At 67.7% G+C, this 25,871-nt stretch carries 23 protein-coding genes; 16 read left to right on the top strand and 7 right to left on the bottom strand.

What is annotated here, in order from left to right:
• Nucleotides 1–36: 36 nt before the first annotated feature.
• The 4 genes from A7X97_RS15770 to A7X97_RS15755 all read left to right on the top strand — a co-directional run bounded on the left by A7X97_RS15770 (nt 37) and on the right by A7X97_RS15755 (nt 4,190).
• Nucleotides 37–1,002, top strand: a complete 966-nt coding sequence (locus tag A7X97_RS15770; protein WP_088496653.1) for an NAD-dependent epimerase/dehydratase family protein — start codon at nt 37–39, stop codon at nt 1,000–1,002.
• Nucleotides 1,003–1,092: 90 nt separating this feature from the next.
• Entirely contained in the window at nt 1,093–1,815 is a 723-nt protein-coding gene (locus A7X97_RS15765; RefSeq protein ID WP_072167786.1) for a glycosyltransferase family 2 protein, read from the top strand.
• Entirely contained in the window at nt 1,815–2,162 is a 348-nt protein-coding gene (locus tag A7X97_RS15760) for a lipid-A-disaccharide synthase N-terminal domain-containing protein (RefSeq protein WP_049415940.1), read from the top strand. Before A7X97_RS15765 ends, A7X97_RS15760 begins: the two co-directional genes overlap by 1 nt.
• A gap of 252 nt (nt 2,163–2,414) precedes the next feature.
• Complete coding sequence (locus A7X97_RS15755) at nt 2,415–4,190, top strand: DUF885 domain-containing protein (RefSeq protein WP_111008167.1); 1,776 nt, start codon at nt 2,415–2,417, stop codon at nt 4,188–4,190.
• A 95-nt stretch (nt 4,191–4,285) separates the two neighbouring features.
• On the opposite strand, the gene A7X97_RS15750 is transcribed toward A7X97_RS15755, so the two are convergent.
• The 5 genes from A7X97_RS15750 to A7X97_RS15730 form a co-directional block, all read right to left on the bottom strand.
• Nucleotides 4,286–7,495, bottom strand: coding sequence for an efflux RND transporter permease subunit (locus tag A7X97_RS15750; RefSeq protein ID WP_088496655.1), 3,210 nt, complete (start codon nt 7,493–7,495; stop codon nt 4,286–4,288).
• Nucleotides 7,496–7,505: 10 nt separating this feature from the next.
• On the bottom strand, nt 7,506–8,711 hold the full coding sequence (locus tag A7X97_RS15745; RefSeq protein WP_111008166.1) for an efflux RND transporter periplasmic adaptor subunit: 1,206 nt from the start codon (nt 8,709–8,711) through the stop codon (nt 7,506–7,508).
• Complete coding sequence (locus tag A7X97_RS15740; RefSeq protein WP_111008165.1) at nt 8,708–9,961, bottom strand: TolC family protein; 1,254 nt, start codon at nt 9,959–9,961, stop codon at nt 8,708–8,710. Before A7X97_RS15740 ends, A7X97_RS15745 begins: the two co-directional genes overlap by 4 nt.
• 56 nt (nt 9,962–10,017) lie before the next feature.
• Nucleotides 10,018–10,356, bottom strand: coding sequence for a hypothetical protein (locus A7X97_RS15735; RefSeq protein WP_072167791.1), 339 nt, complete (start codon nt 10,354–10,356; stop codon nt 10,018–10,020).
• A gap of 167 nt (nt 10,357–10,523) precedes the next feature.
• Nucleotides 10,524–10,913: a RidA family protein gene (locus tag A7X97_RS15730; RefSeq protein ID WP_072167792.1), complete on the bottom strand. Its 390-nt coding sequence runs from the start codon at nt 10,911–10,913 to the stop codon at nt 10,524–10,526.
• Between the two features lie 108 nt (nt 10,914–11,021).
• Here A7X97_RS15730 and A7X97_RS15725 point away from each other — a divergent pair, with 108 nt between their 5' ends.
• Nucleotides 11,022–11,915 carry a LysR family transcriptional regulator gene (locus A7X97_RS15725; RefSeq protein WP_111008164.1) on the top strand — a complete coding sequence of 298 codons (894 nt, stop codon included), beginning with the start codon at nt 11,022–11,024 and terminating at the stop codon, nt 11,913–11,915.
• Nucleotides 11,916–12,080: 165 nt separating this feature from the next.
• Entirely contained in the window at nt 12,081–12,590 is a 510-nt protein-coding gene (dnaQ, locus tag A7X97_RS15720) for a DNA polymerase III subunit epsilon (RefSeq protein ID WP_005420353.1), read from the top strand.
• Between the two features lie 13 nt (nt 12,591–12,603).
• Here the strand turns inward: dnaQ and A7X97_RS15715 are convergent, their stop codons facing one another.
• A complete protein-coding gene (locus tag A7X97_RS15715; RefSeq protein WP_072167794.1) occupies nt 12,604–13,818 on the bottom strand; it encodes a glycosyltransferase in 1,215 nt (404 codons plus the stop codon).
• A 281-nt stretch (nt 13,819–14,099) separates the two neighbouring features.
• Here A7X97_RS15715 and rpmB point away from each other — a divergent pair, with 281 nt between their 5' ends.
• The 9 genes from rpmB (at nt 14,100) to A7X97_RS15670 (ending at nt 22,179) form a co-directional block, all read left to right on the top strand.
• Nucleotides 14,100–14,336 (top strand): 50S ribosomal protein L28, encoded by a 237-nt coding sequence (gene rpmB / locus A7X97_RS15710; RefSeq protein WP_005411638.1) that lies wholly within the window; start codon nt 14,100–14,102, stop codon nt 14,334–14,336.
• Between the two features lie 10 nt (nt 14,337–14,346).
• Nucleotides 14,347–14,514 carry a 50S ribosomal protein L33 gene (rpmG, locus tag A7X97_RS15705; protein WP_169411268.1) on the top strand — a complete coding sequence of 56 codons (168 nt, stop codon included), beginning with the start codon at nt 14,347–14,349 and terminating at the stop codon, nt 14,512–14,514.
• 500 nt (nt 14,515–15,014) lie between these two features.
• Nucleotides 15,015–15,263, top strand: coding sequence for a hypothetical protein (locus A7X97_RS15700; protein ID WP_005420350.1), 249 nt, complete (start codon nt 15,015–15,017; stop codon nt 15,261–15,263).
• A gap of 125 nt (nt 15,264–15,388) precedes the next feature.
• Complete coding sequence (gene cls, locus A7X97_RS15695) at nt 15,389–16,807, top strand: cardiolipin synthase (RefSeq protein ID WP_014648869.1); 1,419 nt, start codon at nt 15,389–15,391, stop codon at nt 16,805–16,807.
• 45 nt (nt 16,808–16,852) lie between these two features.
• On the top strand, nt 16,853–18,274 hold the full coding sequence (locus A7X97_RS15690) for an FAD/NAD(P)-binding protein (protein ID WP_111008163.1): 1,422 nt from the start codon (nt 16,853–16,855) through the stop codon (nt 18,272–18,274).
• A 9-nt stretch (nt 18,275–18,283) separates the two neighbouring features.
• Nucleotides 18,284–20,476, top strand: a complete 2,193-nt coding sequence (gene uvrD / locus A7X97_RS15685; protein ID WP_088497393.1) for a DNA helicase II — start codon at nt 18,284–18,286, stop codon at nt 20,474–20,476.
• Nucleotides 20,477–20,541: 65 nt separating this feature from the next.
• Entirely contained in the window at nt 20,542–20,868 is a 327-nt protein-coding gene (locus A7X97_RS15680) for a low molecular weight protein tyrosine phosphatase family protein (protein ID WP_072167797.1), read from the top strand.
• Between the two features lie 105 nt (nt 20,869–20,973).
• A complete protein-coding gene (locus tag A7X97_RS15675) occupies nt 20,974–21,528 on the top strand; it encodes a thioredoxin domain-containing protein (RefSeq protein ID WP_088496992.1) in 555 nt (184 codons plus the stop codon).
• A 204-nt stretch (nt 21,529–21,732) separates the two neighbouring features.
• The gene (locus A7X97_RS15670; RefSeq protein WP_005420335.1) at nt 21,733–22,179 is read left to right on the top strand and encodes a universal stress protein; all 447 of its coding nucleotides are present in this window, start codon (nt 21,733–21,735) and stop codon (nt 22,177–22,179) included.
• Nucleotides 22,180–22,326: 147 nt separating this feature from the next.
• Here the strand turns inward: A7X97_RS15670 and A7X97_RS15665 are convergent, their stop codons facing one another.
• Nucleotides 22,327–22,611 (bottom strand): DUF2782 domain-containing protein, encoded by a 285-nt coding sequence (locus A7X97_RS15665; protein WP_049443782.1) that lies wholly within the window; start codon nt 22,609–22,611, stop codon nt 22,327–22,329.
• A 98-nt stretch (nt 22,612–22,709) separates the two neighbouring features.
• Between A7X97_RS15665 and polA the strand changes: the two genes are divergently transcribed.
• Nucleotides 22,710–25,484 (top strand): DNA polymerase I, encoded by a 2,775-nt coding sequence (gene polA / locus A7X97_RS15660; protein WP_111008162.1) that lies wholly within the window; start codon nt 22,710–22,712, stop codon nt 25,482–25,484.
• Nucleotides 25,485–25,871: the final 387 nt, after the last annotated feature.

Genomic DNA, 25,871 nt, shown 5'->3' with positions numbered 1-25,871 from the left:
GCCGATGGCAGCGGGGTGCTTTGATCGAGACCCGCGATGACCATCCTGCTCACCGGCGCTGCCGGCTTCATCGGTGCCTACACCGCCCGCGCGCTGCTGGAGGCCGGCCGGGCCGTGGTCGGTCTGGACAACTTCAACGATTACTACGACCCGCAGATCAAGCGTGACCGCGTGGCCGCGCTGTGTCCGGCGCTTGACCTGCGCACCCTGGACCTGACCGACCGCGAAGGCCTGGCCGCGCTGTTCGACGAGGTGCAGCCGACCGCGGTGATCCACCTGGCCGCGCAGGCCGGCGTGCGCTATTCGCTGGAAAACCCGCATGCCTACGTCGACAGCAACCTGGTCGGCTTCGTCAACATGCTCGAGCTGTGCCGCCACCGTGGCGTGCAGCACCTGGTGTACGCCTCCAGCAGTTCGGTCTACGGCGATTCGGCCACGCCGCCGTTCTCCGAAGACCAGCGCGTGGACCAGCCGCGCTCGCTGTACGCGGCGACCAAGGCCGCCAACGAGCTGATGGCCTACACCTACGCGCAGCTGTACGGCCTGCATGCCACCGGGCTGCGCTTCTTCACCGTGTATGGCCCGTGGGGCCGGCCGGACATGGCACCGCTGCTGTTCTCGCGCGCGGTGCTGGCCGGTCGGCCGATCGACGTGTTCAACGAAGGCCGCATGCAGCGCGATTTCACACATGTCTCCGACATCGTCTCCGGTATCCTCGGCGCCCTCGCGCATCCGGCCGACGGTCCGGTGCCGCACCGGGTGTTCAACCTCGGCAACCATACGCCGGTCGAGCTGGAGCGCTTCATCAGCGTGATCGAGCAGGCCGCCGGCCGCCCCGCGCAGAAGGTCTACAAGCCCATGCAGCCCGGCGACATGGTGCGCACGATGGCCGATACCCGGCGCGCACATGACGCTTTCGGCTTCGATGCGGTGACCCCGATCGAACAAGGCCTGCCGCCTGTGGTGCAGTGGTGCCGCGAGTATTTTGGTGATCGCGCCTGAGGACGGATCCTCACGCCGCCGGGTTCATCTTCGGATAACCTCGGTTTCGGAGAATGCGCGGTCTTTGTCCCCCCTTTGGCCGAGTGCCTTATGAGCCAACCCGAGCTTTCCGTTGTCGTCCCGGTGTTCAACGAGCGCGACAATGTTGCCCCGCTGGTCGCCGAAATCACCGCTGCGCTGCGTGGCCGGCTGCCGTTCGAGATCGTCTACATCGACGATCACTCGCGCGATGACACCCTGGCCGTGTTGCAGGGACTGAAGGCGACCACGCCGGAACTGCGGGTGCTGCACCATGTGAACCAGAGCGGGCAGAGCACCGCCGTGCGGACCGGCGTCAAGCATGCGCGGGCGCCGTGGATCGCCACCCTGGATGGCGATGGCCAGAACGATCCGGCCGATATTCCCAAGCTGCTCGCCGCACGCGACGCCGCCGAGGCGCAGGTGAAGCTGTTCGCCGGCTGGCGCGTCAACCGCCAGGACAGCGGCAGCAAGCGCTGGGCCAGCAAGTGGGCCAACGCCATCCGTGCGCGCATGCTGCGCGATGACACGCCCGACACCGGTTGCGGCATCAAGCTGTTCGAACGCAGCGCGTTCCTCGACCTGCCGTACTTCGACCACATGCATCGCTACCTGCCGGCGCTGATGCAGCGTGCCGGCTGGAAGACCATCAGCGTGCCGGTCAACCACCGCCACCGCACCGCCGGCGTGTCCAAGTACAACAACCTCGGCCGTGCGCTGGTCGGCATCCGCGACCTGCGTGGCGTGGCCTGGCTGATCACCCGAAGCAAGCGCACCGCGGTGGAGGAGCGCTGATGGATCTGGAGCTGCACTGGCTGGATCAGCCCTTGACCTGGCTGTACTGGACCGGCCTGCATGTGACCGGCTGGAAGCTGATCGGCTACACCGGCGCACTGATGTTCGGCGGCCGCTGGCTGGTCCAGTTCATCGCCTCCAAGCGCGCCGGCAAGCCGGTCATCCCGCGCCTGTTCTGGTACATGAGCGTGATCGGCAGCCTGATGACGCTGAGCTACTTCCTGTTCTCGGCCAAGCAGGACTCGGTGGGCGTGCTGCAGAACCTGTTCCCGGCGTTTACCGCCCTGTACAGCCTGCACCTGGATATCAAGCACCGCGGCTGGAAGCGCGACAGGGCCAGCCACTGAGGCTGCGCCGGGATGCGGTCTGCCGTGGGTAGAGTCGACTGTCAGTCGACTTTCGCGCGGAGCGCGGGCTTTGCCACGTCTGGCCGAAGAGCAGCCGACTAGCAGTCGGCTCTACCACGCGCCTTCGGCGCTGGGGCCCCGGCCTGCGGCCGGTTCCCGGTCCTGCCTGCGCTGCAGGCAGGACCTTCGTCCCATGCCATGAGCCGTGGGCGGTGCCATCATCGGGGCCTGCCTTCCCGGGAACCTGTGCTCGTGAAAACCCGCCTTGCCGTTGCCCTGCTGCTCGCCCTGTCCGCCCCCACCGTGGCCTCGGCCGCTGCGCCCACCGCCGCCGCCGCGCCCGCCAGCGTGGCCACCGAATCGCCCGCAGATGCCGCCTTCCGCGCGCTGTACGAGAAGGAATGGAAGTGGCGCCAGCAGGGAGGTGGTGAAGCCAGCGAGGACGAAGACGCGCCCGCCAACGCCACCCGCATGCCCGACGTCGGCCCGGCCGCGCAGCAGGCACGCCTGAAGGTGTGGGACGAGACCCTGGCCGCGCTGAAGAAGATCGACCCGAAGACCCTGTCGCCGGACAACCAGGTCAACTACGCGATCTACCACGACCAGGTGTTCAACCTGGCCGAAGAGACGCGCCTGCGCGGCTACGAAATGCCGTTCAACGCCGATTCCTCGTTCTGGTCCAACCTGTCCTTCATGGCCCGGCGCGAGATGAAGACCGTGCAGGACTACCAGAACTACATCGCACGGCTGAACGACGTGCCGCGTTACTTCGGCCAGCAGACCGAGAACATGCGCGCCGGCCTGAAGCGCGGCTTCAGCGTGCCGCGCGCGGTGCTGGATGGCCGCGAAGTGTCCATCGCCACCGTCGCCGAGCTGAAGGACCCGACCGAATCGCCGCTGTACGCGCCGTTCAAGAAGCTGCCCAACAGCATCCCGGCCGCCGAACAGGCCAGGCTGCAGGCGCAGGCGCGTGAAGCGATCAGCGGCAAGGTGGTGCCGGCGTTCCAGCAGCTGCGCACCTTCTTCGTCAACGAGTACGTGCCGCAGGCGCGCACCACCCTGGCCGCCGAAGCGATGCCCGATGGCAAGGCCTACTACAGGCAGCAGATCCACGAGTACACCACGCTGGACCTGTCGCCGGACGAGATCCACCGCATCGGCCTGGAGGAAGTCGCACGCATCCATGGCGAGATGAACGACATCATCAAGCAGGTGAAGTTCAAGGGCAGCTTCGCCGAGTTCCTGACCTTCCTGCGTACCGATCCGCAGTTCTATGCGAAGACGCCGGAAGAGCTGCTGTCGCGCGCCGCGTGGATCTCCAAGCGCGCCGATGGCCAGCTGGGCAAGTACATGACGTTGCCGCGCGCGCGCTTCACCATCGTGCCGGTGCCGCCGGACATCGCACCGTTCTGGACGGCCGGCCGCGGTGGCATGGGCACCTACTGGCTCAACACCTACAACCTGCCGTCGCGCCCGCTGTACAACCTGCCGGCACTGACCCTGCATGAATCCGATCCGGGCCATTCGCTGCAGGGCGCGATCGCCGCCGAGCAGAAGAACCTGCCCGAGTTCCGCCGCAACGCCTACATCTCCGCCTATGGCGAAGGCTGGGCGCTGTACTGCGAGAAGCTGGGCGTGGAGATGGGCATCTACGAAACCCCGTACGAGGATTTCGGCCGCCTGACCTACGAGATGTGGCGCGCCGCGCGCCTGGTGATCGACACCGGCGTGCACAGCAAGGGCTGGACCCGCGAGCAGGCGCTGGCCTACCTGCGTGACCACACCGCGCTGAGCGAGCATGAAGTGACCACCGAAGTGGACCGCTATATTTCCTGGCCGGGCCAGGCGCTGAGCTACAAGCTGGGCGAAATCGCCATCGTGCGCCTGCGTGCGCAGGCCGAGAAGGAGCTGGGCGACAAGTTCGACATCAAGGGCTTCCACGACACCCTGCTCAAGCAGGGCTCGGTGCCGCTGCCGGTGCTGGAACAGCAGATCCAGGCCTACATCGCCGAGCGCAAGAAGGCCTGACCGGTACCGGGTAGTGCCGGCCGCTGGCCGGCAATCCGACCCGGTCACCGGGTCGGATCCCTTTCCCGTGGAAAGGGCTCCGACCCCCTCTCACCTCAGCCTACCGCCCGCGGCCTGGCCACCCGTGCTGCGAAGGTCGGCAGCACCAGCAGGGTCAGCACGGTGGCGGTGATCAGGCCACCGATCACCACCGTCGCCAGCGGCTTCTGCACCTCCGCACCGGAACCGCTGGCGATCGCCATCGGAATGAAGCCGACGATCGCCACCAGCGCCGTGGTCAGCACCGCTCGGATGCGGCTGGAGGCACCGTTGATCGCCGCCTGCAACGGCAGGTCGCCGGCGTCCAGGCGTTCGCGGATCGCCTGCATCAGCACCAGGCCGTTCAACGTGGCTACGCCGGAGACGGCGATGAAACCGACCGCCGCCGATACCGAGAACGGCATGCCTCGCAGCAGCAGCGCGAGGATGCCGCCGACCAGCGCCAACGGCACGCAGCTGAATACCAGAATGGCTTCCTTGCCGCTGCGCAGGGCCATGAACAGCAGGCTGCCGATCAGCAGGAACACTACCGGCACCACCGTTGCCAGCCGCTTTTCCGCGCGCTGCAGGTTCTCGAACTGGCCACCCCAGGTCAGATAGGCACCCGGCGGCAGTGCCACGTCGGCTACCGCGGCCTGCGCTTCGCCGACGAAGCCGCCCAGGTCGCGGCCACGCACGTTGGCCTGCACCACCACGCGGCGGCTGCCGTTGTTGCGGCTGATCTGGTTCGGCCCTTCGCTGACCGTGATGCGGGCAACCGACGACAGCGGAATCACCAGCCCCGACGGCGTGGCGATCGGCAGCGAGGCCAGTTGGTCCGGATCGTTGCGCGCGGCATCGTCCAGGCGCACCACCACGTTGAAGCGGCGGTCGCCTTCGAAGATCTTGCCGGCGGCGGTACCGCCGATGCCGGTGGACAGTGCATCACTCACATCCGCTGCAGTCAGCCCGTACTGCGCCGCCGCCACATGATCGATCGCCACGTTCAGCGTGGGCAGGCCGGAGATCTGCTCCACCCGCACGTCGGCCGCGCCCTCCACCGCACGCAGCTTCAGCGCCACCTGGTCGGCCACCTTCTGCAGCTGGCCGAAGTCATCGCCGAAGATCATTACGGCCAGGTCGGTACGCACGCCGGAAATCAGCTCGTTGAAGCGCAGCTCGATCGGCTGGCTGAACTCGAAACTGTTGCCCAGCTGCTGCCCGGCCAGCTTTTCGAAACGGGCCACCAGCGCGTCCTTGGCCAACTTCGGATCGGGCCAGTCCTTGCGTGGCTTCAGCACGATCACGCTGTCGGAGATGTTGGTCGGCATCGGATCGATCGCCGCCTCGGCGGTACCGGTACGCGAGAACACGGTTTCCACTTCCGGCTGCGTGGCAATCACCTTTTCCAACGCCAGTTGCATGGCCAGTGATTGCTCCAGCGACGTCGACGGCACGCGCAACGCCTGCATCGCCACGTTGCCTTCATCCAGCGTCGGCATGAACTCGCGGCCCAGCAGCGAGAACGAGCCGATGCCCACCACCACCATCATCACCGCACTGGCCACTACCGTGCGCGGATGCGCCACGGCCTTGCGGATCACCGGCTCGATGCGCGCACGCAGCACGCGTATCAGCCTGGTCTCGTGCTCGCCGTCGTCCGTATGTGCATCGCCGTCCTTCAGCTTCGGCTCGCGCACCAGCAGCGCCGTCATCGCCGGCACGAAAGTGAAGGAGAACAGGAAGGCACCGACCAGGGCCAGCATGAAGGTCGCCGCCATCGGGTGGAACGTCTTGCCCTCCACACCTTCCAGGGTGAGGATCGGCGCGAACACCAGCAGGATGATCAGCTGGCCGAACGCCGCCGGGCGCGCCATCTTCAGCGCGGAATCGGCGGCCACGCGCAGCCGTTCCATCGCGGTCAGCGTCCGGCCCAGTTCGGCGCGGCGCTGGCCCAGCATCAGCAGCGTCGACTCGACCACGATCACCGCACCGTCCACCAGGATGCCGAAGTCCAGTGCACCCAGGCTCATCAGGTTGCCGCTGATGCCGAAGCGGTTCATGCCGATCACCGCGAACAGGAACGACAGCGGAATCACCAGCGCGGTGATGGTGGCCGCGCGCAGGTTGCCCAGCAGCAGGAACAGCACCACCACCACCAGCAGCGCGCCCTCGGTGAGGTTCCGGGCCACGGTCTTGATGGTGGAATTGACCAGCACACTGCGGTCCAGCACCGGTGCGGCCACGATGTCGGCCGGCAGCGAGGTGTTCACCTGTTCCAGACGCGCGGCCGCGGCCTGCGCCACGGTGCGGCTGTTGCCACCGGCAATCATCAGCGCGGTGCCCAGCACAGCCTCGTGGCCGTTGCGGCTGGCTGCACCCAGGCGCGGCGCGCGGCTCAGTTCCACGGTGGCCACATCGGCCACGCGTACCACCACGCCATTGCGGGTGGCCACCGGCGCCTGTGCAAGATCCTCGGTGGTCAGCGCCAGGCCATCGGCACGCACCACGAGGCCTTCGCCGGCACGCTGCACGAAGCCGGCGCCGGCCTGCACGTTGGAACGCTGCAGGGCAGTGACCAGGTCGGCCAGGCCGAGGCCATGCGCGGCCAGTTTGGCGCTGTCCGGATGCACGCCGTATTCCTTGACGTAGCCGCCGACCGTATCGACCCCGGCCAGCCCCGGGCTGGAGCGCATCTGCGGCGCGATGATCCAGTCCTGCACGGTGCGCAGGTAGGTCGCGCGCTCTTCCGGCGTGCGCAGCAGGTTGCCTTCCGGCGTGCGGTAGACCTCGCCGGCCTGCCAGCCGGCTTCACCGGGCTTGGCCAGCCTGGTCGGATCGAACGCGGTGAAGTCCACCGTCCACATCAGCACCTCGCCGAGGCCGGTGGTGACCGGCGACAGCATCGGCGACGCACCATCGGGCAGGTCTTCCGATGCCTCGCGCATGCGTTCGGCCACCTGCTGGCGGGCGAAGTAGATGTCGGTGGCATCGGTGAAGATCGCGGTGACCTGCGAGAAGCCATTGCGTGACAGCGAACGCGTGGTGGTCAGGCCGGGAATGCCGGCCAGCGCGGTTTCCAGTGGATAGGTCACCTGCCGTTCGATCTGCTCTGGGGTCAACGCTGGGGCCACCGTGTTGATCTGCACCTGGCGGTTGGTGATGTCCGGCACGGCGTCGATCGGCAGCTTGCCCAGCTGGAACAGGCCCACGGCGGCGATCAGCGCCGCCATGAACACCACCAGCCAGCGGTGGCGCACCGCTGTTTCAATGATCAGCTTGAACATGATCGCCTCCTCAGTGGCCGTGCTCGGCTTCGCCCTTGGCCAGCTCGGCCTTGAGCAGGAAGGCGTTGGCACCGACGATGCGCTCGTTGCCGCTCAGGCCACCGAGGATCTCGATGCGGTCACCGGCACGGCGCCCGGCCAGTACCGGCTGCGCCTTGAAGCCACCTTCGACGGCGACGAACACCGCGCTGCTGCCATCAACGTTCTGCACCGCATCGGCGGGCACGCTGAGCGAGCCGTCCTGGCCTTCGGTGACCACCACGGCCGATACCGGTGAACCGGCTGGCGGCAGCGACGCATCCACCGGCGTGGCGCGGATCACTGCGACGCCGCCCTGCTGCCGTACATCGGCGGCCGAACCGGTGACGGTAGCGGTGAAGCTGCCACCCGGCACGCTCACTTCCAGCGTCATGCCGGGCATGACCTGCGCAGCCAGCGCTGGCGGTGCGGTGAACACCAGCTCGTTCATCGACGGGTCGGCGACGTCGGCCACCGCACTGCCGGCGGCGACCACACCGCCCGGCGTGACCTGCACGTTGCCGACGATGCCGGCCACCGGGCTGGTGATGCGCACGCGTCCACTGGCGTCGGGCGCGCCGTTGGCGGCGGCCTGTGCCTGTGCGGCAGCGGCCTGGGCCTGTGCCGCCAGCGAACGCGCACGCGAGGCTTCCAGCTCCTGGCGGGCGACCACGCCCTGCTCGACCAGGGCCTTGTCGCGGCCATAGGCAAGGCGTGCGGCCTCGGCTTCGGCGGATGCGGCCAGCGCGTTGGCGCGGAACACGGCTGCCTCGCCACTGACCACGATGGCCAGCGCCTGGTTCTGTTTCACCGCCGTGCCCGGCGCGACCAGCACGCGCTCGACGCGGCCGGTCACGGTCGAGGCCACCGAGGCACGGGCACCGACCGAGGGTTCCACCCGACCGGCGAGGCGGGTGGAACCGCCACCGCCACGGCCGACGGCAACCACTTCGATACCGGACGCCTTGATCTGCTCGGGCGTCAGCTGCACCACGCCTTCGTCGGCGTCAGCAGGCGCCTTCGCGATTTCTGCCTTGGCTTCCTTGCTGCTGGCGGCGTGGCCATGGCCATCGTCGGTGTCGGCCTTGGCCGCAGCGGGGTCTTCATTGGCAGGCGTCTGCGCGTTGCCGGCGCAGCCGGCCAGCAGCACAGTCAGCAGCATGCCGCCGATCAGCGGAAAAGTACGGGAGAGAGTCATGGGGCCTCCACAAAGGGTGCGCGCCCTTCAAGGCGGGCAAGATCGATTTCCGCGCCGACGCGCGACAGGCGCGCATCCACGGCGGCGGCGCGGGCGGCGATAAGAGCGCTGCGCGTGCTGCGCAGTTCCAGCTGCGAGATGCGTCCGGCGTCGAAGCCGATGCGGGCCAGGCGATACGCCTCTTCGGCGGCGACCACGCTTTCATCGGCGGCGCGGGTTCGGCTGCCGGCGGCCTTCAAACCGGCCACGGCCGAGAGGCGTGCCGCCTCGCTGTCGCGGCGCTGCTGGTCCAGGCGCGCCTCGGCCGCGCGCTGGTCGGCACTGGCGGCGCGGATGCCACCGCGGTTGCGGTCGAACAGCGGGATGCTGATGCTGACGCCGAGGTTGTAGGCACGCTCGCCGCCTTCGCGGAAGCGTGTCTGCGCGGCGGTGACGCTGAGGTCGGGCAGGGCGCGCTTGCGCTCCACCTCGACCAGTTTGCCCGCCGCATCGGCTTCGGCTTCGGCGATGCGCACGGCCAGTGCTACATCGGTGGCACCGCGCGGCAGCGGCGGCGCACGGTCGAGCAGGCTGTTGTCGATCGACTGCACCGGCGCATCCAGCAGTGCAGCACCGGCCAGGCGGGCCAGCGCGGCATCGCGGAAGGCCTGCGCTTCATCCAGCGCGGCGTTGGCGTTGGCCACTTCGCTCTGCGCCTGCACCGCGCGCAGTTGCGGTTCGCGGCCCTGCTTGACCATCGCGTTGACGGCGTTGGCGTCATCGCGGGTGAGGCTCAGTGCCTCTTCGGCCAGGGTGTAGCGGCGCAGTGCACTTTCCGCCTGTGCGTAGACCACCGCCAGCTGGCTGGCCACATCGCTGCGGCTTTGGGCACCACGCAGGTTGGCGGCCTGTGCCTCGGCGCGGGCCGCACGGACGCGCGCGCCACGCTGGCCCCAGATCTCCAGTGGCTGGGACAGGGTGAGCACAGTATCGGCCCTGCCCATGCCGCCATAGGAGCCGGTACCCCAGGCGTTCTCGGCGGAATAGGAGAGTGAAGGGTTGGGTAGTGCGCGGGCCTGGTCGGCGCGCGCATCGGCGGCCTCGGCCAGCGCCGCGCCGACGCGGGTGCCGGGCAGCTGGTCCAGGCGTTCAAGCAGGGTGTCATAGGAAGGGGCGGCTTGCGCCATCACCGATGCCGCCGGGGCCAGGCCCAGCAACACGGCGACGACCCGCCCGGCCGCACGCAGCGACCGAGGTGTCAGGATCGACATAGGGGGATTCCGGTTGTGAGTGAAACGGGAGCCCGCAATCGCGGGACGCGCTCAACTCACGCCCGGGGGGGACGCGTCAATTCATCCTGGGCGACCGCATAGGTCGCCGCGTCGCCGGCATTCATCCAGCGCGCCGGCAGCGGCGCACCGAAGGCGGCGAGGCTGCTGGCCGGCAGGCTCAGGTTCGAGTGGTGGCAGTGGTTGTGGCTGCAGGCACCGGCGTGCTTGCTGTCACTGTCACCCTCGGCATCGTTGGTGTTGCTTTCCACGTGCACCGCAGTGGTGTCGTGCGGTTCGACCGCGCAGGCCAGCACGTCGGCCACCGGCACGACCACGAATGCCGCCATCAGCAGCAGCATCAGGTACGTACGCAGTTGGCGGGTGATCCGGCGCATGGAAGGGAGGCTAGCAAGCGGTTTTCGCCGGATACAATATCAATGGGCGCTTCGGGAATCCGTCGGATTCTCCCGTTCAGGTGGACCGGGCGCGGGGTCGGATCCCTTTCCTCCGGAAAGGGCTCTGACCCCACCGCGTTGCCGGCCAGCGGCCGGCACTACCCGGGTCACGGCAGCTTCGCGATCACCTTGATCTCGAACTGGAACCCGTACAGCCAGGTCACACCGATGCCGGTCAGGGTCGGGTGCGGCGCCTGGCCCCAGTACTCGGGCACGATCGCCCAGGCCTTCTCGAAGTTCTTCTCCGGATCGACCAGGAACACGGTCACGTCGATCACGTCATCGAACGTGCAGCCTGCGGCAGCCAACACCACATTGAGATTCTCGAAGGCGCGGCGCACCTGCATTTCGAAGTCCGGCTCGGGCGAGCCGTCCTCGCGGCTGCCGACCTGGCCGGAGACGAACAGGAAACCGTTGGATCGGATCGCCGGCGAGTAGCGGTTGCGCTCGTACAGGGCCTGGCGGCCGGCGGGGAAAACGACATCACGCTGTGACATGGGGAAGATCCCGTGGGAGAGGACGCCATCCTCCCCGCCAGCGGTGTCTGGATAAACCGCGATGATCGGCCTAGATTGATTGCCAATTCCAAACAATCACGGCCAGCCATGGACCGTTTCGAGGCGATGCGGGCGTTTGCCCGGGTGGTGGAGACTGGCAGCTTCACCCGTGCGGCGCAGACCCTGCAGATCAGCCGCACCACGGCCACCCAGCTGGTGCAGCAGCTGGAGGCACACCTGCGGCTGCGCCTGCTCAACCGCACCACGCGCCGGGTCAGCGTCACCGCCGACGGTGCGGCCTACTACCCGCGCATCGCCCGCCTGCTGGCCGAGCTGGAAGAGGTGGAGGGCGGGCTGGGTGACGCAGCCAGCCAGCCGCGCGGCCGCCTGCGGGTGGATGTGCCGGGGCCTTACGCGCGGCTGCGGCTGGTACCGGCGCTGCCGGAGTTTCAGGCGCGCTACCCGGAGATCCAGCTGGATATCGGCGTCAGTGACCGCGAGGTCGACGTCATCGCCGACAACGTCGACTGCGTGATCCGCGGCGGCACCCCGGCCGACCCGGCACTGGTCGCGCGGCCGCTGGCGGCGCTGCCGATCGGTTTCCACGCCAGCCCCGGCTATGTGAAGCGTTTCGGCGTGCCGACCGACCCGCGCGCGCTGGAAGGGCCGGACCACCACATGGTCGGCTTCCTCAGCCCGCGCAGTGGTCGCGCACGCGTGTTCAGCGCGCAACGTGGCGATGAGCGCATCGAGGTGCAGGGCCGCTACACGGTCGGTTTCGACGACGGCAACGCCTATCTGGCGGCGGCGCTGGCGGGGCTGGGCGTGGTCGCGCTGCCCAGCTACATGGCCGCGCCGCACGTGGCGCGCGGCGAATTGCTGCCGCTGCTGCAGGACTGGCAGCTTCCACCCATGCCGATGCATGTGATGTTCCCGCCGAACCGGCACATGAGCCAGCGGCTGCGGGTGTTCATCGATTGGGTGGTGGAAGCGTTGGGGTGATGCACACGCACCTGTAGAGCCGAGCCCACGCTCGGCTGCTTCTCGCTCCAACGCTCAAGGCCCGCGCTTCGCGCGTGAGCCGAGCACGGGTTCGGCTACAGGGAGGGCTTCCTGCTGCAGGCATGCGAAAATCATCGCGGCACGCAACAGGAAACATCGCCACGCATGAATCGCATCGTCGCACTGGACACCGAAACCACCGGCATCTCCCACCGCCTGGGGCACCGCGTGATCGAAATCGGCGCCGTCGAACTGATCGACGGCCAGCTCAGCGGCCGCCAGTTCCACACCTACCTGCAGCCGCAGCGCAAGGTGGACTGGGGCGCACAGCGCGTGCATGGCATCAGCGATGCAATGCTGGTGGGCAAACCGCTGTTCTCCAGCAAGGCCGCTGAACTGCTGGACTTCCTGCGCGGCAGCGAGATGGTCGCGCACAACGCCACCTTCGACGTGGGTTTCCTGGACAACGAGCTGCGCCTGGCCGGCATTCCCGGCACGCTGGCCCAGCACTGCCGCATCACCTGCAGCCTGAAGCTGGCGCGCGGGCGCTGGCCCGGCCAGGGCAACAAGTTGGACGATGTGCTGCAGCGCCTGCGCATCCCCGGCAACCGGGGCCTGCACGGTGCGCTCAAGGATGCCCATCTGCTGGCCCAGGTGATTCCGCACCTGCGCTGAGGCTTGCCCGCTGTTACATCGGCCGTAACCAGCGCTCGATCATCGCCACGCCACAGGCCACCCCGTCTTCATCGCTCATCGCCACGCCCAGGGCCGCCGCGCGTGCGCGTACTGCGTCGGCTTCTGCGAAGGTGATGGCTGCTGCCAGCGTTGCTGCATCCAGTCGCTTCGGTGACAACGGTGCCGGTGCCACGCCCAACCGACACAGGCGATCGGCCCAGAAGAACTGATCCGCAGCGAACGGCATCACCAGCGAGGGAATGCCGGCCCGGCAGGCCGAATGCGTGGTGCCGCTGCCACCGTGGTGGATGGCGAGTGCGCAACGCGGGAACAGCGCTTCGTGTGGGGTCGGCCCCAGTACGAAGACCGAATCGGGCAAGCGCATCGCAGGCAGTCCCACCCAGCCAGGAAACAGCAGCACCCGGCGTGGCGCCAGCGCCTGCAGCAGGGCCGGCAGCACGCGTTCGCGATCAAAGCCGGTCATGCTGCCGAAGCCCAGGTAGACCGGCGGCGGGCCGGCATCAAGGAAGACCCGCAGATCGGCCGGGGGCGTCCAGGGCGCATCAGGAAGCCGCCATTGGCCACAGACGATGTGGTCGGCCGGCCAGTCCGCCGGTAGCGGCAGCAGCTGCGGTGAGATGCCATAGAGCATCGGCAGGCCGGACCACAGCGCGCGGCGCGGCGATTGCCCCAACTGCTGGCGTGCCGCGTTGATCGGCCGGCGGAACTGGCGCCAGATCAGGCCGTTGACCAGCCCATAGCTGGCGCGGTTCAACCAGCCCGGCGAGCGTCCCGGTGGCAGGAACGGAGAGCGGAAGGCCCGCGTCGGGGTCAGCGGAATCATGCCGCTGCCGATGACGGGAATCCTGCGGCGTTCGCCCACGCTCATGCCGACGAAGGCCGCCAGGCCACCGGTCAGAATCGCATCGCAGCCTTCGGCGGCGGCATCGGCTTGGCGCATCCAGCTGCTGACATGCTGCAGCGCCATCCGTGCCAGGCCGGTACTGGCGGCGGCAACGCCGTTGCCACGCGAGACCAGGGCGACCACGTCGTCATGGATGTCACCCTCAAGGGCCGCGTGGGGCACATCCAGGGCCTGCGCGCTGCCCAAGGTGCCGCCATCGGCCAGTAGCGTCACCTCGTGGCCCGCGCCGATCAGCCCATGGCAGAGCATGGCCAGGGGACGTGTGTCGCCTTCGGTTCCGTAGGTCAGGGCCAGCAGCCGCATGGGAAGCTCCGCAGTGGTCCGGGCCAGTATGCCGGTTGGCGGAGTGCCCCCGGTCCTGCCGGTTCAGTCCCCGCCTGTGGGTAACTTGCGCAAGTGCTTGAACCGGTGCATAATGCGCGGCTCGCTGTGTCCGGTTTTCTACCGGGCGGCGTCCCCGGGAGCACGTCCCCGGCCGCCCAACGCCAGCGTAACCCTTTGATTCTCTTGACGTGTGGTGGGCAACCATCGAGGCCGCCGTCTCCCGGGCTACGGGCTGACAACTACTACTATCGAGGTGCGCAATGTCCCGCGTATGCCAGGTTTCCGGCAAGCGAGTGCAGACGGGTAACAACGTCTCGCACGCCAACAACAAGACCCGTCGTCGTTTCCTGCCGAATCTGCACGAGCGCCGTTTCTGGGTGGCCAGCGAGAACCGCTGGGTCAAGCTTCGTGTTTCCGCGCATGCACTGCGCACCATCGACAAGAACGGCATTGATTCCGTTCTGGCTGAGCTGCGTGCGCGCGGCGAAAAGGTCTGAGGAGTAAAGCATCATGGCAGGCAAGCGCGATAAGGTCCGTATGATTTCCTCGGCCGGTACCGGCCACTTCTACACCACGGACAAGAACAAGAAGAACACCCCGGGGAAGATGGAATTCCTGAAGTACGATCCGGTCGTGCGCAAGCACGTCCTGTACAAGGAAGGCAAGATCAAGTAATCCGCACGGATTGCTGGTCCCCGCGAAGAAACCCGCCCCTGTGGCGGGTTTTTTCATGTCTGGCATTCGGGTGGTGGGAACTTCCTGCATTGCCGTGGTGGGTGCCGACCGTTGGTCGGCACTGGGCAGTCCCTGCGCACGCTGTCGCCAATGGCACCATGCCTGGAGCGAAGGGCTGAATGCGATAAGTGATTGTTCCTACCGGTTCCGGCGCCTCGCACGGTTCAAATCGATTGGAACGACGGGCGTGGCCGTGCCCATGATGGCGAGCCGCTGCGGTTGCAGCGGTCGGGCTTGCAATCCCGAGGAATCGAGTAACGGTAAATTCGCCAGCCGCTGTCTCTGCGTGTGCAGCGGCTGGCGACCCGCTCTGCCTTATGGCGGGCGGTGCGTGGGGGCCGCGTGCCCGCCGGTTTGGTTTCCGTTGCTTGTTCCCCGGTATTGCAACCACGCATCGTCCGCCACCTTCACCGGTGGCCAGATCCGTTGAAGGAGGTTGCATGAACACCCCATCACACCGCCAGGACCTGGAACTGGGCTGGCTGCGCCTGCAGCGCATGTTGCAAGGCATCGAGGGCATGGCGCTGCTGCTGTGCGATCACCACTTGGCACTGGCCAACGGCGCACCGTCGCCGCTGCCGGAGGCGCAGCTGGAGCGGGCCGCGCAGGCCATTGCCTGCATGGCGCTCAACGGCCGCCGCCATGCCGATTCGGTACGCCAGCTGTGCGAGGTGCCGGTGCGGCACTGAGCCATTCTGTAGAGCCGAGCCCACGCTCGGCTGCTCTGCGGTCGGGCCGAAAGGCAGTCGAGCATGGCTCGACTCTACAAAGGCCGCTGGGCAGAATGGCCCATCACCTCCCGACGGGCGACACGATGCTGTTCGAGTGGTTGCTGGGTTCCTACCTGCTGCTGATCGACTGGCTGATCCGGCTGGTCGCGCTGTGCTGGATCCCCACCCGCACCACGCCGGGGGCGGCGCGCAGCTGGCTGCTGCTGGTCGGCTTCGTGCCGCTGCTGGGGCTGCCGTTGTACCTGCTGTTCGGCCACCCGTGGCTGTCGCGCGAGCGCATCCGCCGCCAGGCCGAGGCCTCGCAGGTCATCCGCGAGGAACAGGCGCTGCAGCATCGCCTGCGCTGGACACCGCAGCCGGACACCGCCAGCGCCGAAATCGTGCCGCTGGTGCAGCGCCAGGGCGATTTCATGCCGGTGCACGGCAACGCCGTCGATCTGCTGACCGACTACGACGAATCGCTGCACACGCTGATCGCCGACATCGACCAGGCCGAAGACCGGGTGCACCTGCTGTACTACCTGATGTTCGACGACGCGGTCGGCGAGGCTATCGTCGAGGCACTGCAGCGTGCGGCTGCACGGGGCGTGCAGTGCCGCGTGCTGCTGGATGCGGTGGGTGCCAAGCGCGGCCTGCGCGCCTATCGCAAGCGCCTGCAGGCGCGCGACATCGAGGTACGCGCGATGCTGCCCGGTGGCCTGCGCTGGCGCCGCAGCGGGCGCATGGATCTGCGCAACCATCGCAAGATCGCGGTGATCGACAACGAAGTGGCCTATGTCGGTTCGCAGAACCTGGCCGGCCCGCAGTTCGTGCCCGGCCACCCGAACCGCGAGCTGGTGGCGCGCGTGCGTGGCCCGGCCGTGGCGCATTTGGAAGCGGTGTTCGCCAGCGACTGGTACATGGAAACCGGCCAGCGCCTGGACGTCATCGCCGATGTGCCCGAGTGCAGCGACGACATCGCCACCCAGCTGCTGCCCAGCGGCCCGGCCTATCCGTACAGCAACGCGCGTGATGCGGTGGCGGCGCTGATCCACCTGGCACGGCGACGGCTGGTGATGGTCACGCCGTATTTCGTGCCTGACGAAGCCACGCTCAGTGCGTTGCGCATTGCGGCCTTGTCCGGCGTGCAGGTGCAGCTGATCCTCTCGGCCAGCAACAACCAGCGGCTGACGTCGTGGGCGCAGGAGGCCTACTACGACGAGCTGCTGCGCTGTGGCGTGCGCATCGCGCTGTACGAGCCGCAGTTCCTGCATGCCAAGCACATGAGCGTGGACGAGGACATCGCCGTGCTCGGCTCGATCAACATGGACATCCGCTCATTCGCGCTGAATGCCGAGATCGGCCTGGTCTGCTACGACCGCGCGCTGGTGCAGCAGCTGTGTGCGATCGAGGATGGCTACCTGCGTGAGTCGCGGCAGCTGGACCTGCAGCAGTGGCGCAGCCGCCCCACGTGGCGGCGCAGCCGCGAAGGCATCGCACGTCTGGCCGATGCGTTGATGTGAGATGGCGGCAATCGCCCGCTTCGGCAACCCGGCCCGTCATCGCCGATGGCCTACAATCGGCGCATGACTGATTCACCGCGTAATGGCGAACTGGACCTGGCAATCATCGGCGGTGGTGCGGCCGGGGTGCTGGTGGCGATCCAGGTGTTGCGCCAGGCCCAGGCGCCGCTGGCGATTGCCATCTTCGAACCCGCCTCGCAGCTGGCGCAGGGCATCGCCTATGCCACGCCGTGGCCGGAGCACCTGCTGAACGTGCCGGCGGCGAAGATGAGTGCGTTTGCCGACCAGCCTGGCGATTTCCTCGACTACCTGATGGCCGCCAACGCCTACCCGGGCGAGGCGCGCGAGGTGCTGGGCGAGCGTTACGTATGCCGCCACTACTTTGCGGCCTACCTGCAGCAGCGCCTGCAGGAGGCCGCTGCGGCCAGCCCGGCGCAGCTGCAGGTGATCGCGCAGCCGGTGCTGGGCCTGCAGCCGGATGACCATGGCTACCGGCTGACACTTGGCGATGCCCAGACGCTGCACGCCGTGCAGGCGGTGCTCGCCACCGGCAACAGCATGCGGCCGCTGCCGGTGGCCGGTGCCGAGGCACTGCCCGCCGATGATGTGATCGAGGCCTGGGACTACGACGGCGTGCGTACCCTGGCCGGTGAGCAGGCCGTGGCCATCGTCGGCTCCGGCCTGAGCATGGCCGACACCGTGCTGGCGCTGGTTGCCGCCGGCCACACCGGCCCGCTGCACGTGATCTCGCGCCATGGCCTGCTGCCGCTTCCGCATGCGCATGGTGGCCTGCCCACGTTCGACCCGGCTGCGCTGCTGCCGATGAGCCTGCGCCAGCGCCTGCGCGCGTTGCGCGGGTTCGCTCGCCAGGCGCAGGCCGACGGGCTGCCGTGGCAGGGCGTGATGGACCGCATCCGTCCGCATGGACAGGCGCTGTGGTGCAGCCTCGACGCGGCCGACCAGCGCCGCTTCCTGCGCCATGTGGTGCGCTACTGGGACGTGCATCGCCACCGCATCGCCGAAGAGGTCGACGCACAGCTGCAGGCGCTGATCGAAAGCGGCCAACTGCGCATTCACCGGTCCCGCCTGCAACGCGTCGGCCGCGAAGGCGATGCCCTGCGGCTGTCGGGTCGCGATGCCAACGGCAATGAACAGCACTGGACGATCGGCGGCGTGGTCAACGCCACCGGCGTGGAAACCCGCGCCAATGCGCTGCGCAATCCGTTGCTGCAGCAGCTGCAGGCCGAGGGCCTGGCACGCCCCGGCCCGCATGGGCTGGGCCTGGACAGCACGGTGCCGGGCGACCGCCTGCGTGCTGCCGGTGGCCAGCCGCAGGCACGGCTGGGCGTGCTCGGCAGCCTGCGCATCGGCAGCCTGTGGGAAAGCCTGGCGGTGCCTGAACTGCGTCAGCAGGCGCAGGCGCTGGCCAGCCAGGTGGTCGCAGGAGCCGCGACGGCGATGCCGTAAAATGGAGGCATGGATGTCTCCCACCTGCTTGATGGCCTGAACCCGGCCCAGCGCGAAGCCGTCTCCGCTCCCCCCGGCCACCACCTGGTGCTGGCCGGTGCCGGTTCCGGCAAGACCCGCGTACTCACCCACCGCATCGCTTGGCTGCATGAAGTCGATGGCGTGCCGACCCACGGCATTTTCGCGGTGACCTTCACCAACAAGGCGGCCGGCGAAATGCGCCACCGCATCGACGCCCAGCTGCCCCATGGCAGCCGTGGCATGTGGATCGGTACCTTCCACGGACTGGCCAACCGCCTGCTGCGCCTGCACTGGCAGGACGCCAAGCTGCCAGAAGGCTTCCAGGTGATGGACTCGGACGACCAGCTGCGGCTGGTCAAGCGCGTGGTGCAGGCGCTGGAGCTGGACGACGGCAAGTACCCGCCCAAGCAGATCGCGTGGTGGATCAACGCGCAGAAGGACGAAGGCCGCCGCCCGCAGCACATCCAGCCCGAACCGCACGATGCGTGGCTGGAAACCATGCGCCAGGCCTACATCGAGTACCAGGCACGCTGCGACCGCGCCGGCCTGGTCGACTTCGCCGAGCTGCTGCTGCGCGCGCATGAACTGCTGCGCGACAACCCGGCCCTGCTGGCGCATTACCGCGCGCGCTTCCGCGAAATCCTGGTGGACGAGTTCCAGGACACCAACGCCATCCAGTACGCCTTCGTGCGCGTGCTGGCCGGCGATTCCGGCCACGTGTTCGTGGTCGGCGACGATGACCAGGCCATCTACGGCTGGCGCGGTGCCAAGGTCGAGAACGTGCAGGGCTTCCTGCGCGACTTCCCGGGCGCACAGACCATCCGCCTGGAGCAGAACTACCGCTCCACCGCCAACATCCTCGGCGCCGCCAACGCGGTGATCGCGCACAACCCGGATCGCATCGGCAAGCAGCTGTGGACCGACAGCGGCGACGGCGAGCCGATCGACCTGTATGCGGCGTACAACGAGATGGACGAGGCGCGCTACATCGTCGAGCGCGCCCGCCAGTGGGTGCGCGACGGTGGCAGCTACACCGAAGTGGCCGTGCTCTACCGCAGCAACGCGCAGTCGCGCGCGCTGGAAGAAGCGCTGCTGAGCGAACAGGTGCCGTACCGCGTGTATGGCGGCATGCGCTTCTTCGAGCGCGCCGAAATCAAGGATGCGCTGGCCTACCTGCGCCTGCTGTCCAACCGCAACGATGACGCCGCCTTCGAGCGCGCGGTCAACACCCCGACACGTGGCATCGGCGACCGCACGCTGGACGAAGTGCGCCGCGAGGCGCGCGCGCAGGGCATTTCGTTGTGGGAAGCGACCATGCTGGTCACCCAGGGCAACGCGCTGGCCGCACGCGCGCGCAATGCGCTGGCCGGCTTCCTGGGGCTGGTCAACGAGCTGCAGGCGCAGACCGTGCACATGACCCTGGCCGAGCGCGTGGACCACGTGCTGGCCCGCTCGCAGCTGCGCGAGCACTGGAGCAAGGAAAGCCGCAACGCGCTGGACTCGGAATCGCGCACCGACAACCTCGACGAACTGGTCTCGGTCGCCTCGCGCTTCGTGCGCCGCGCCGACGACATCGAGGAAGTGGGCGAGGACATGGACGAGCTGGTCGCGTTCCTGGCCTATGCCGCGCTGGAGGCCGGTGAAGGCCAGGCGCAGGCCGGCGAGGATGGTGTGCAGCTGATGACCCTGCACTCGGCCAAGGGCCTGGAATTCCCGCTGGTGTTCCTGGCCGGCCTGGAAGAAGGCCTGTTCCCCAGCGCACGTTCGCTGGAGGAAAGCGGGCGATTGGAAGAAGAGCGCCGCCTGGCCTACGTCGGCATCACCCGCGCGCGCCAGAAGCTGGTGCTGAGCTATGCCGAATCGCGCCGCATCCACGGCCAGGACAACTACAGCCTGCCGTCGCGCTTCCTGCGCGAGATCCCGCGTGAACTGCTGCACGAAGTGCGCCCCAAGGTGCAGGTCTCGCGACCGGCCTCGATGGGCGCCAGCCGAGTGATGGGTCATGCCTCGATCGAGGCGCCGCCGATCAAGCTCGGCGCGCTGGTTACCCATCCCAAGTTCGGCGAAGGCATGGTGACCGACTACGAAGGCAGCGGCGCGCACGCCCGCGTGCAGGTCGAATTCGCCGACGCCGGCAGCAAGTGGCTGGTGATGGCCTACGCCAACCTGACGGTGATCTGATCACCGCCGAGGGGTCGGATCCCTTTCCGTTGGAAAAGGGATCCGACCCCGATTAGGCTGCGCTCATGACCCGCAACGTGCTCTTCCTCTGCAGCCAGAACCGCCTGCGCAGCCCCACCGCCGAGCAGGTCTTCGCCGATTGGCCGGGCATCGAGACCGCCTCAGCCGGGTTGCTGGCCGACGCCGAGGAAGTGCTCAGCCCCGAGCTGCTGCAGTGGGCCGACCTGGTGTTCGTGATGGAGAAGGCGCACCGCAACCGGCTGTCCAGCCGCTACAAGCCGTGGCTGAAGGAGAAGCGAGTGATCTGCCTGGATATCCCGGATGACTACGAGTACATGGACCCGGTGCTGGTGGAGCTGCTCAAGCGCAAGGTGACCCCGTACCTGCGCTGACGGGCTGTTGTAGAGCCGAGCCCATGCTCGGCTGCTTCTGGCGGGAAAAGCAGCCGAGCATGGGCTCGGCTCTACAATAGGCGGCACTTCTTCCAGGAACGTCCCATGACCGAACCTACGCTGCACGTCACCGTGAAGTTGAACGCCCGGCTGCAGCCGGAGCATCGCCACGAACTGTTCGAGGACCCACTCGATGCGCTGCTGCAGGCGGCCAATGTCGGCGAGATCACCGGCGGCGGCACGGCGATGTCCGATCTGGGTGAGGTCGAATACGGCGATATCGAAGTGGCGCTGGTCGATGCCGATGGCGTGCCCAAGCTGATCGACCTGCTGGAGCAGCTGGGTGCACCGAAGGGCTCGAAGATCCAGGGCGCGGGTGAAGCCGATCGCAGCTTCGGCGTGACCGCGGGCCTGGGCATCTACCTGGATGGCCTGAACCTGCCGGACGAGGTCTACGAACAGTGCGATTCCAACCACGTGTTCGAGCAGCTGTCCGAGCGCATTGATGGCCTTGGCGAGATCTGCAGCTGGTGGCAGGGCCCGAGCGAGACCGCGCTGTACATGTACGGCCAATCGTTCGAGGCGATGCGCGATGCGATCGCTGAATTCGTGGGCAGCTACCCCCTGTGCCAGAACGCACGCGTGGTGCAGATCGCCTGAGGGCGGAAAATGTGGAGCCGAGTCATGCTCGGCTCATGCATCCGAAGCCGAGCATGGGCTCGGCTCTACAGAAGGGGGGCGGGCAAGCGGGTGGCGCGCACGGGCCGCTGCACGGCGCCGGATTGATCCTGCTCAAGGCGCCGCCTCCACATCCGGTGTGTAATGGTGTTGTTCCCATCTGGCAGACCGCCACGGAGCCCTACCATGTACAAGCGCATCCTGATTGCCACTGACGGGTCCGAGCTGGCCGACAAGGGCCTGGCCAAGGGCCTGGAGCTGGCCAAGGACCTCAATGCCGAGGTCGATATCGTGACCGTGTCCGAGCCGTGGGCCGTGGGCATGTATGACGCCATGGGCTGGAGTGTGGGCTACATGAACAGCCCGGAATACAAGGCTGACCGCGAGGAAGGCGCGCAGAAGGTGCTGCAGCCGGCGCTGGCCAAGGCCGCCGAGCAGGGCATCACGGCCAACCCGGTGCACGTGCTGGACCGCTACGCGGCCGACGGCATCATCGAGACGGCGGCCGAGCGCAACAGCGACCTGATCGTGATGACCTCGCACGGCCGCCGTGGCGTGACCCGTGTACTGCTGGGCAGCCAGACTGCCGAGGTGCTGGCGCGCAGCACGCTGCCGGTACTGGTCATCCGCTGATCCATACCCCCTGATTGAAGCGTTCCCCGGGGAGGGGACCCGACGCCGGTGCGCAGGATGCGTGCCGGCGTTGTTTTTTGTAGGGGGCTGGGGTGAATCCACGCATGGCGTGGATCTACTGGATCGCAGGGATCCGACCCGGTCACCTCACCAGCTGTACAGCTTCCAGTAGACCGGCGACACGCCATCCTTGTCGTTGTCGAATCGGCCATCGCCGTTCTTGTCGTACATGTAGAACGGGGCACCGCGCGACGGGGTCACCTTGACCATGCGCAGCTGGCCGGACACACGGTATTCCTCGATGACATCGCCGTTGTCCATGGTACGCCTGGACACATCCGCGCCCTTGACGTCCACCGGGGGAGCACCCGCGCCACCCATGCTGGCGCAGCCAGCGAGCAGGAGCAGGGAAGCCAGCATCAGGGTCTTCATCGGCGGGGGCCTTTGCCTGGAAAGAGCCCTGATTATGCCCCATCGCGGTGTGCGCGCCGTGTCGCCGCGGTGCAGGCACGGGCGCGTAGAATCGGCGCATGAGCAGATTAGTCCTGATCGACGGGTCCAGTTACCTGTACCGCGCGTTCCACGCGCTGCCGCCCCTGTCCAATGCACAGGGTGAACCCACCGGCGCGCTGTTCGGCGTGGTCAACATGCTGCGTTCGACGCTGAAGGAGCGCCCGGCCTACGTCGCGTTCGTGGTCGATGCGCCCGGCAAGACCTTCCGTGATGACCTGTACGACCAGTACAAGGCCAACCGCCCGCCGATGCCCGATGAACTGCGCAGCCAGGTCGAGCCGATGTGCCGCATCGTCGAAGCGCTGGGCATCAGCATCCTGCGCATCCCCGGCGTGGAAGCCGACGATGTGATCGGCACGCTTGCGCTGCAGGGCCTGGCGCAGGACCTGAAGGTGACCATCTCCACCGGCGACAAGGACTTCGCCCAGCTGGTGCGGCCGGGCATCGAGCTGGTCAACACCATGACCGGCAGCCGCATGGATTCCGACGCGGCGGTGATGGACAAGTTCGGCGTGCGCGCCGATCAGATCATCGACCTGCTGGCGCTGATGGGCGACGCGGTCGACAACGTGCCGGGCGTGGAGAAGTGCGGGCCGAAGACCGCCGCCAAGTGGCTGGCCGAGTACCAGCACCTGGACGGGGTGATGGCGGCCGCGCCGACCATGAAGGGCAAGATCGGCGAGAACCTGCGCGCTGCACTGGAACGCCTGCCGCTGAACCGCGAGTTGGTGACGATCCGCACCGATGTGGAACTGGAGGCCAGCCCGACCACGCTGGCGCTGCGCGAGCAGGATGTGCCGGCGCTGACCGAGCTGTATACGCGTTACGGTTTCACCCAGGCCCTGAAGGAGCTGGGCGCGCCTGTGCCGGCGCCGGCAGCGGCCAGCGAGGCAACCCCGAGCTTGCGCGGCACTGCGGCCGGCTTCGCGCGTGGCAGCGTCGAGGCGCCCGCCGCCGGCACGCTGGATCCGGCACTGTCCGCGCCGGGTGAATACGAGACCGTGCTGACCAGCGGGCAGCTGCAGGCCTGGATCGAACGCCTGCAGCAGGCCGAGCTGATCAGCTTCGACACCGAGACCGACGCACTGGATGCGATGCGCGCGCGCCTGGTCGGCATCAGCCTGGCGGTCGAGCCGGGCAGGGCGGCGTACATTCCGGTCGGCCACGATTACCCGGGTGCGCCGGCCCAGCTGCCGATGCAGCAGGTGCTGGACGCACTGCGCCCGGCGCTGCAGGACCCAACGAAAAAGAAGCTGGGCCAGCACGGCAAGTACGACCTGCATGTGCTGCGCCGCCACGGCGTGGCGGTGCAGGGCTACCACGATGACACCATGCTCGAGAGCTTCGTGCTCAATTCCACCGCCACCCGCCACGACATGGATTCGCTGGCCCTGCGTTACCTGGGCTACAGCACCCTCAAGTTCGAGGACGTGGCCGGCAAGGGCGCCAAGCAGATCCCGTTCTCGCAGGTAGGCATCGACGAAGCCAGCCGCTATGCGGCCGAAGACGCCGACATCACCCTGCGCCTGCACCACGCGTTGCAGCCGCAGCTGCTGGCCGAGCCGGCGCTGGACAGCGTGTACCGCACCATCGAGATGCCGCTGGTGCCGGTGCTGACCACGATCGAAGCCAACGGCGTGCGGATCGACACCGACGAACTGCGCCGCCAGAGCCAGGACCTGTCCTCGCGCATGCTGGCCGCGCAGCAGAAGGCCACCGAGCTGGCCGGGCGCAGCTTCAACCTGGATTCGCCCAAGCAGCTGCAGGCGGTGCTGTTCGACGAGCTGAAGCTGCCGGCGGTGGTGAAGACCCCGAAGGGCCAGCCCAGCACCAACGAAGAGGCGCTGGAAGCGATTGCCGACCAGCACGAACTGCCGCGGGTGATCCTCGACTACCGCGGGTTGGCCAAGCTGCGCAGCACCTACACCGACAAGCTGCCGGAGATGGTCAATCCGGACACGGGTCGGGTGCACACCAGCTACCACCAGTCCGGCGCCGCTACCGGCCGCCTGTCCTCGTCGGACCCGAACCTGCAGAACATCCCGATCCGCACCGAGGACGGCCGCCGCATCCGTCGCGCGTTCGTGGCGCCGGAAGGCTGCCAGCTGCTGGCCGCTGACTATTCGCAGATCGAGCTGCGGATCATGGCGCACCTGTCCGAGGATCCGGGCCTGGTGCGCGCCTTCGAGCAGGGCGCCGACGTGCACCGTGCCACCGCCGCCGAGGTGTTCGGGCGCACGCTGGAGGAGGTGACCCCGAACGAGCGCCGCGCCGCCAAGGCGATCAACTTCGGCCTGATGTACGGCATGAGCGCCTTCGGCCTGGCCCGCAACCTGGGCATCGACCGGGGCCAGGCGCAGGACTATGTGGCGCTGTACTTCAGCCGCTACCCGGGCGTGCGCGACTTCATGGAGCGGATGCGCCAGCAGGCCCGTGACCAGGGCTATGTGGAAACCCTGTTCGGCCGCCGCCTGTACCTGAACGACATCCACGCCCGCAACCAGGGCCTGCGTGCCGGGGCCGAGCGCGCCGCGATCAACGCGCCGATGCAGGGCACCGCCGCCGACATCATCAAGCGTGCAATGGTGAATGTGGACCAGTGGCTGCGCGACAGCGGGGCACCGGCACGGATGATCCTGCAGGTGCACGATGAACTGGTGTTCGAAACCGAAAGCAGTTTCGTGGAAGACTTGCGTTTGCAGGTGGTGGAGCGCATGTCGCAAGCGGCCAAACTGCGGGTGCCTCTGGTGGTCGACACGGGCGTCGGCAACAACTGGGACGAAGCGCACTGACGGCATTTCAGGCCGAAAACGACGTGAATGTGTTCATGAGTCGGGGGTTTCTGACTCGACCATGAATGTTGCCCCGATTGAATTTCATTAAATGGGGCCCCTTCACGAACCGTTAGTGTTCGGAGTGCTTCTATAACTCCCGACAGGCGCAATGCCTGTTGTGGATCTCTCCCATCCCCTGGAGCAGATCTCGGAACGGGGACTCCTCCCCAAGTGCCCGTTCCCCGGCCCCGTTGACCTCCCCCTGGTCAGCGGGGCTTTTTATTTGTGTCGCCGGAACCTCGGATGGGGTCAGATCCCTTTGCCCGACGGGCAAAGGGATCTGACCCCAGGTGCTAGGCTGGGCCACCGCTCCGCAGGGACTGTGTCTTATATCAAACCACCACA

This window comes from Stenotrophomonas sepilia, from assembly GCF_003244875.1.
GTDB classification, from domain to species: domain Bacteria; phylum Pseudomonadota; class Gammaproteobacteria; order Xanthomonadales; family Xanthomonadaceae; genus Stenotrophomonas; species Stenotrophomonas sepilia.
Note: the sequence above shows the minus strand (reverse complement) of the source record. Positions and strands in the feature narration are given on the sequence as shown.

What these genes read in the sequence shown, in the direction of transcription:
- A7X97_RS15770 (WP_088496653.1), top strand. Translation starts at nt 37, where the DNA reads ATGACCATCCTGCTCACCGGCGCTGCCGGCTTCATCGGTGCCTACACC.
- A7X97_RS15765 (WP_072167786.1), top strand. Translation starts at nt 1,093, where the DNA reads ATGAGCCAACCCGAGCTTTCCGTTGTCGTCCCGGTGTTCAACGAGCGC.
- A7X97_RS15760 (WP_049415940.1), top strand. Translation starts at nt 1,815, where the DNA reads ATGGATCTGGAGCTGCACTGGCTGGATCAGCCCTTGACCTGGCTGTAC.
- A7X97_RS15750 (WP_088496655.1), bottom strand. Translation starts at nt 7,495, where the DNA reads ATGTTCAAGCTGATCATTGAAACAGCGGTGCGCCACCGCTGGCTGGTG.
- A7X97_RS15745 (WP_111008166.1), bottom strand. Translation starts at nt 8,711, where the DNA reads ATGACTCTCTCCCGTACTTTTCCGCTGATCGGCGGCATGCTGCTGACT.
- A7X97_RS15740 (WP_111008165.1), bottom strand. Translation starts at nt 9,961, where the DNA reads ATGTCGATCCTGACACCTCGGTCGCTGCGTGCGGCCGGGCGGGTCGTC.
- A7X97_RS15735 (WP_072167791.1), bottom strand. Translation starts at nt 10,356, where the DNA reads ATGCGCCGGATCACCCGCCAACTGCGTACGTACCTGATGCTGCTGCTG.
- A7X97_RS15730 (WP_072167792.1), bottom strand. Translation starts at nt 10,913, where the DNA reads ATGTCACAGCGTGATGTCGTTTTCCCCGCCGGCCGCCAGGCCCTGTAC.
- A7X97_RS15725 (WP_111008164.1), top strand. Translation starts at nt 11,022, where the DNA reads ATGGACCGTTTCGAGGCGATGCGGGCGTTTGCCCGGGTGGTGGAGACT.
- dnaQ (WP_005420353.1), top strand. Translation starts at nt 12,081, where the DNA reads ATGAATCGCATCGTCGCACTGGACACCGAAACCACCGGCATCTCCCAC.
- A7X97_RS15715 (WP_072167794.1), bottom strand. Translation starts at nt 13,818, where the DNA reads ATGCGGCTGCTGGCCCTGACCTACGGAACCGAAGGCGACACACGTCCC.
- rpmB (WP_005411638.1), top strand. Translation starts at nt 14,100, where the DNA reads ATGTCCCGCGTATGCCAGGTTTCCGGCAAGCGAGTGCAGACGGGTAAC.
- A7X97_RS15700 (WP_005420350.1), top strand. Translation starts at nt 15,015, where the DNA reads ATGAACACCCCATCACACCGCCAGGACCTGGAACTGGGCTGGCTGCGC.
- cls (WP_014648869.1), top strand. Translation starts at nt 15,389, where the DNA reads ATGCTGTTCGAGTGGTTGCTGGGTTCCTACCTGCTGCTGATCGACTGG.
- A7X97_RS15690 (WP_111008163.1), top strand. Translation starts at nt 16,853, where the DNA reads ATGGCCTACAATCGGCGCATGACTGATTCACCGCGTAATGGCGAACTG.
- uvrD (WP_088497393.1), top strand. Translation starts at nt 18,284, where the DNA reads ATGGATGTCTCCCACCTGCTTGATGGCCTGAACCCGGCCCAGCGCGAA.
- A7X97_RS15680 (WP_072167797.1), top strand. Translation starts at nt 20,542, where the DNA reads ATGACCCGCAACGTGCTCTTCCTCTGCAGCCAGAACCGCCTGCGCAGC.
- A7X97_RS15675 (WP_088496992.1), top strand. Translation starts at nt 20,974, where the DNA reads ATGACCGAACCTACGCTGCACGTCACCGTGAAGTTGAACGCCCGGCTG.
- A7X97_RS15670 (WP_005420335.1), top strand. Translation starts at nt 21,733, where the DNA reads ATGTACAAGCGCATCCTGATTGCCACTGACGGGTCCGAGCTGGCCGAC.
- A7X97_RS15665 (WP_049443782.1), bottom strand. Translation starts at nt 22,611, where the DNA reads ATGAAGACCCTGATGCTGGCTTCCCTGCTCCTGCTCGCTGGCTGCGCC.
- polA (WP_111008162.1), top strand. Translation starts at nt 22,710, where the DNA reads ATGAGCAGATTAGTCCTGATCGACGGGTCCAGTTACCTGTACCGCGCG.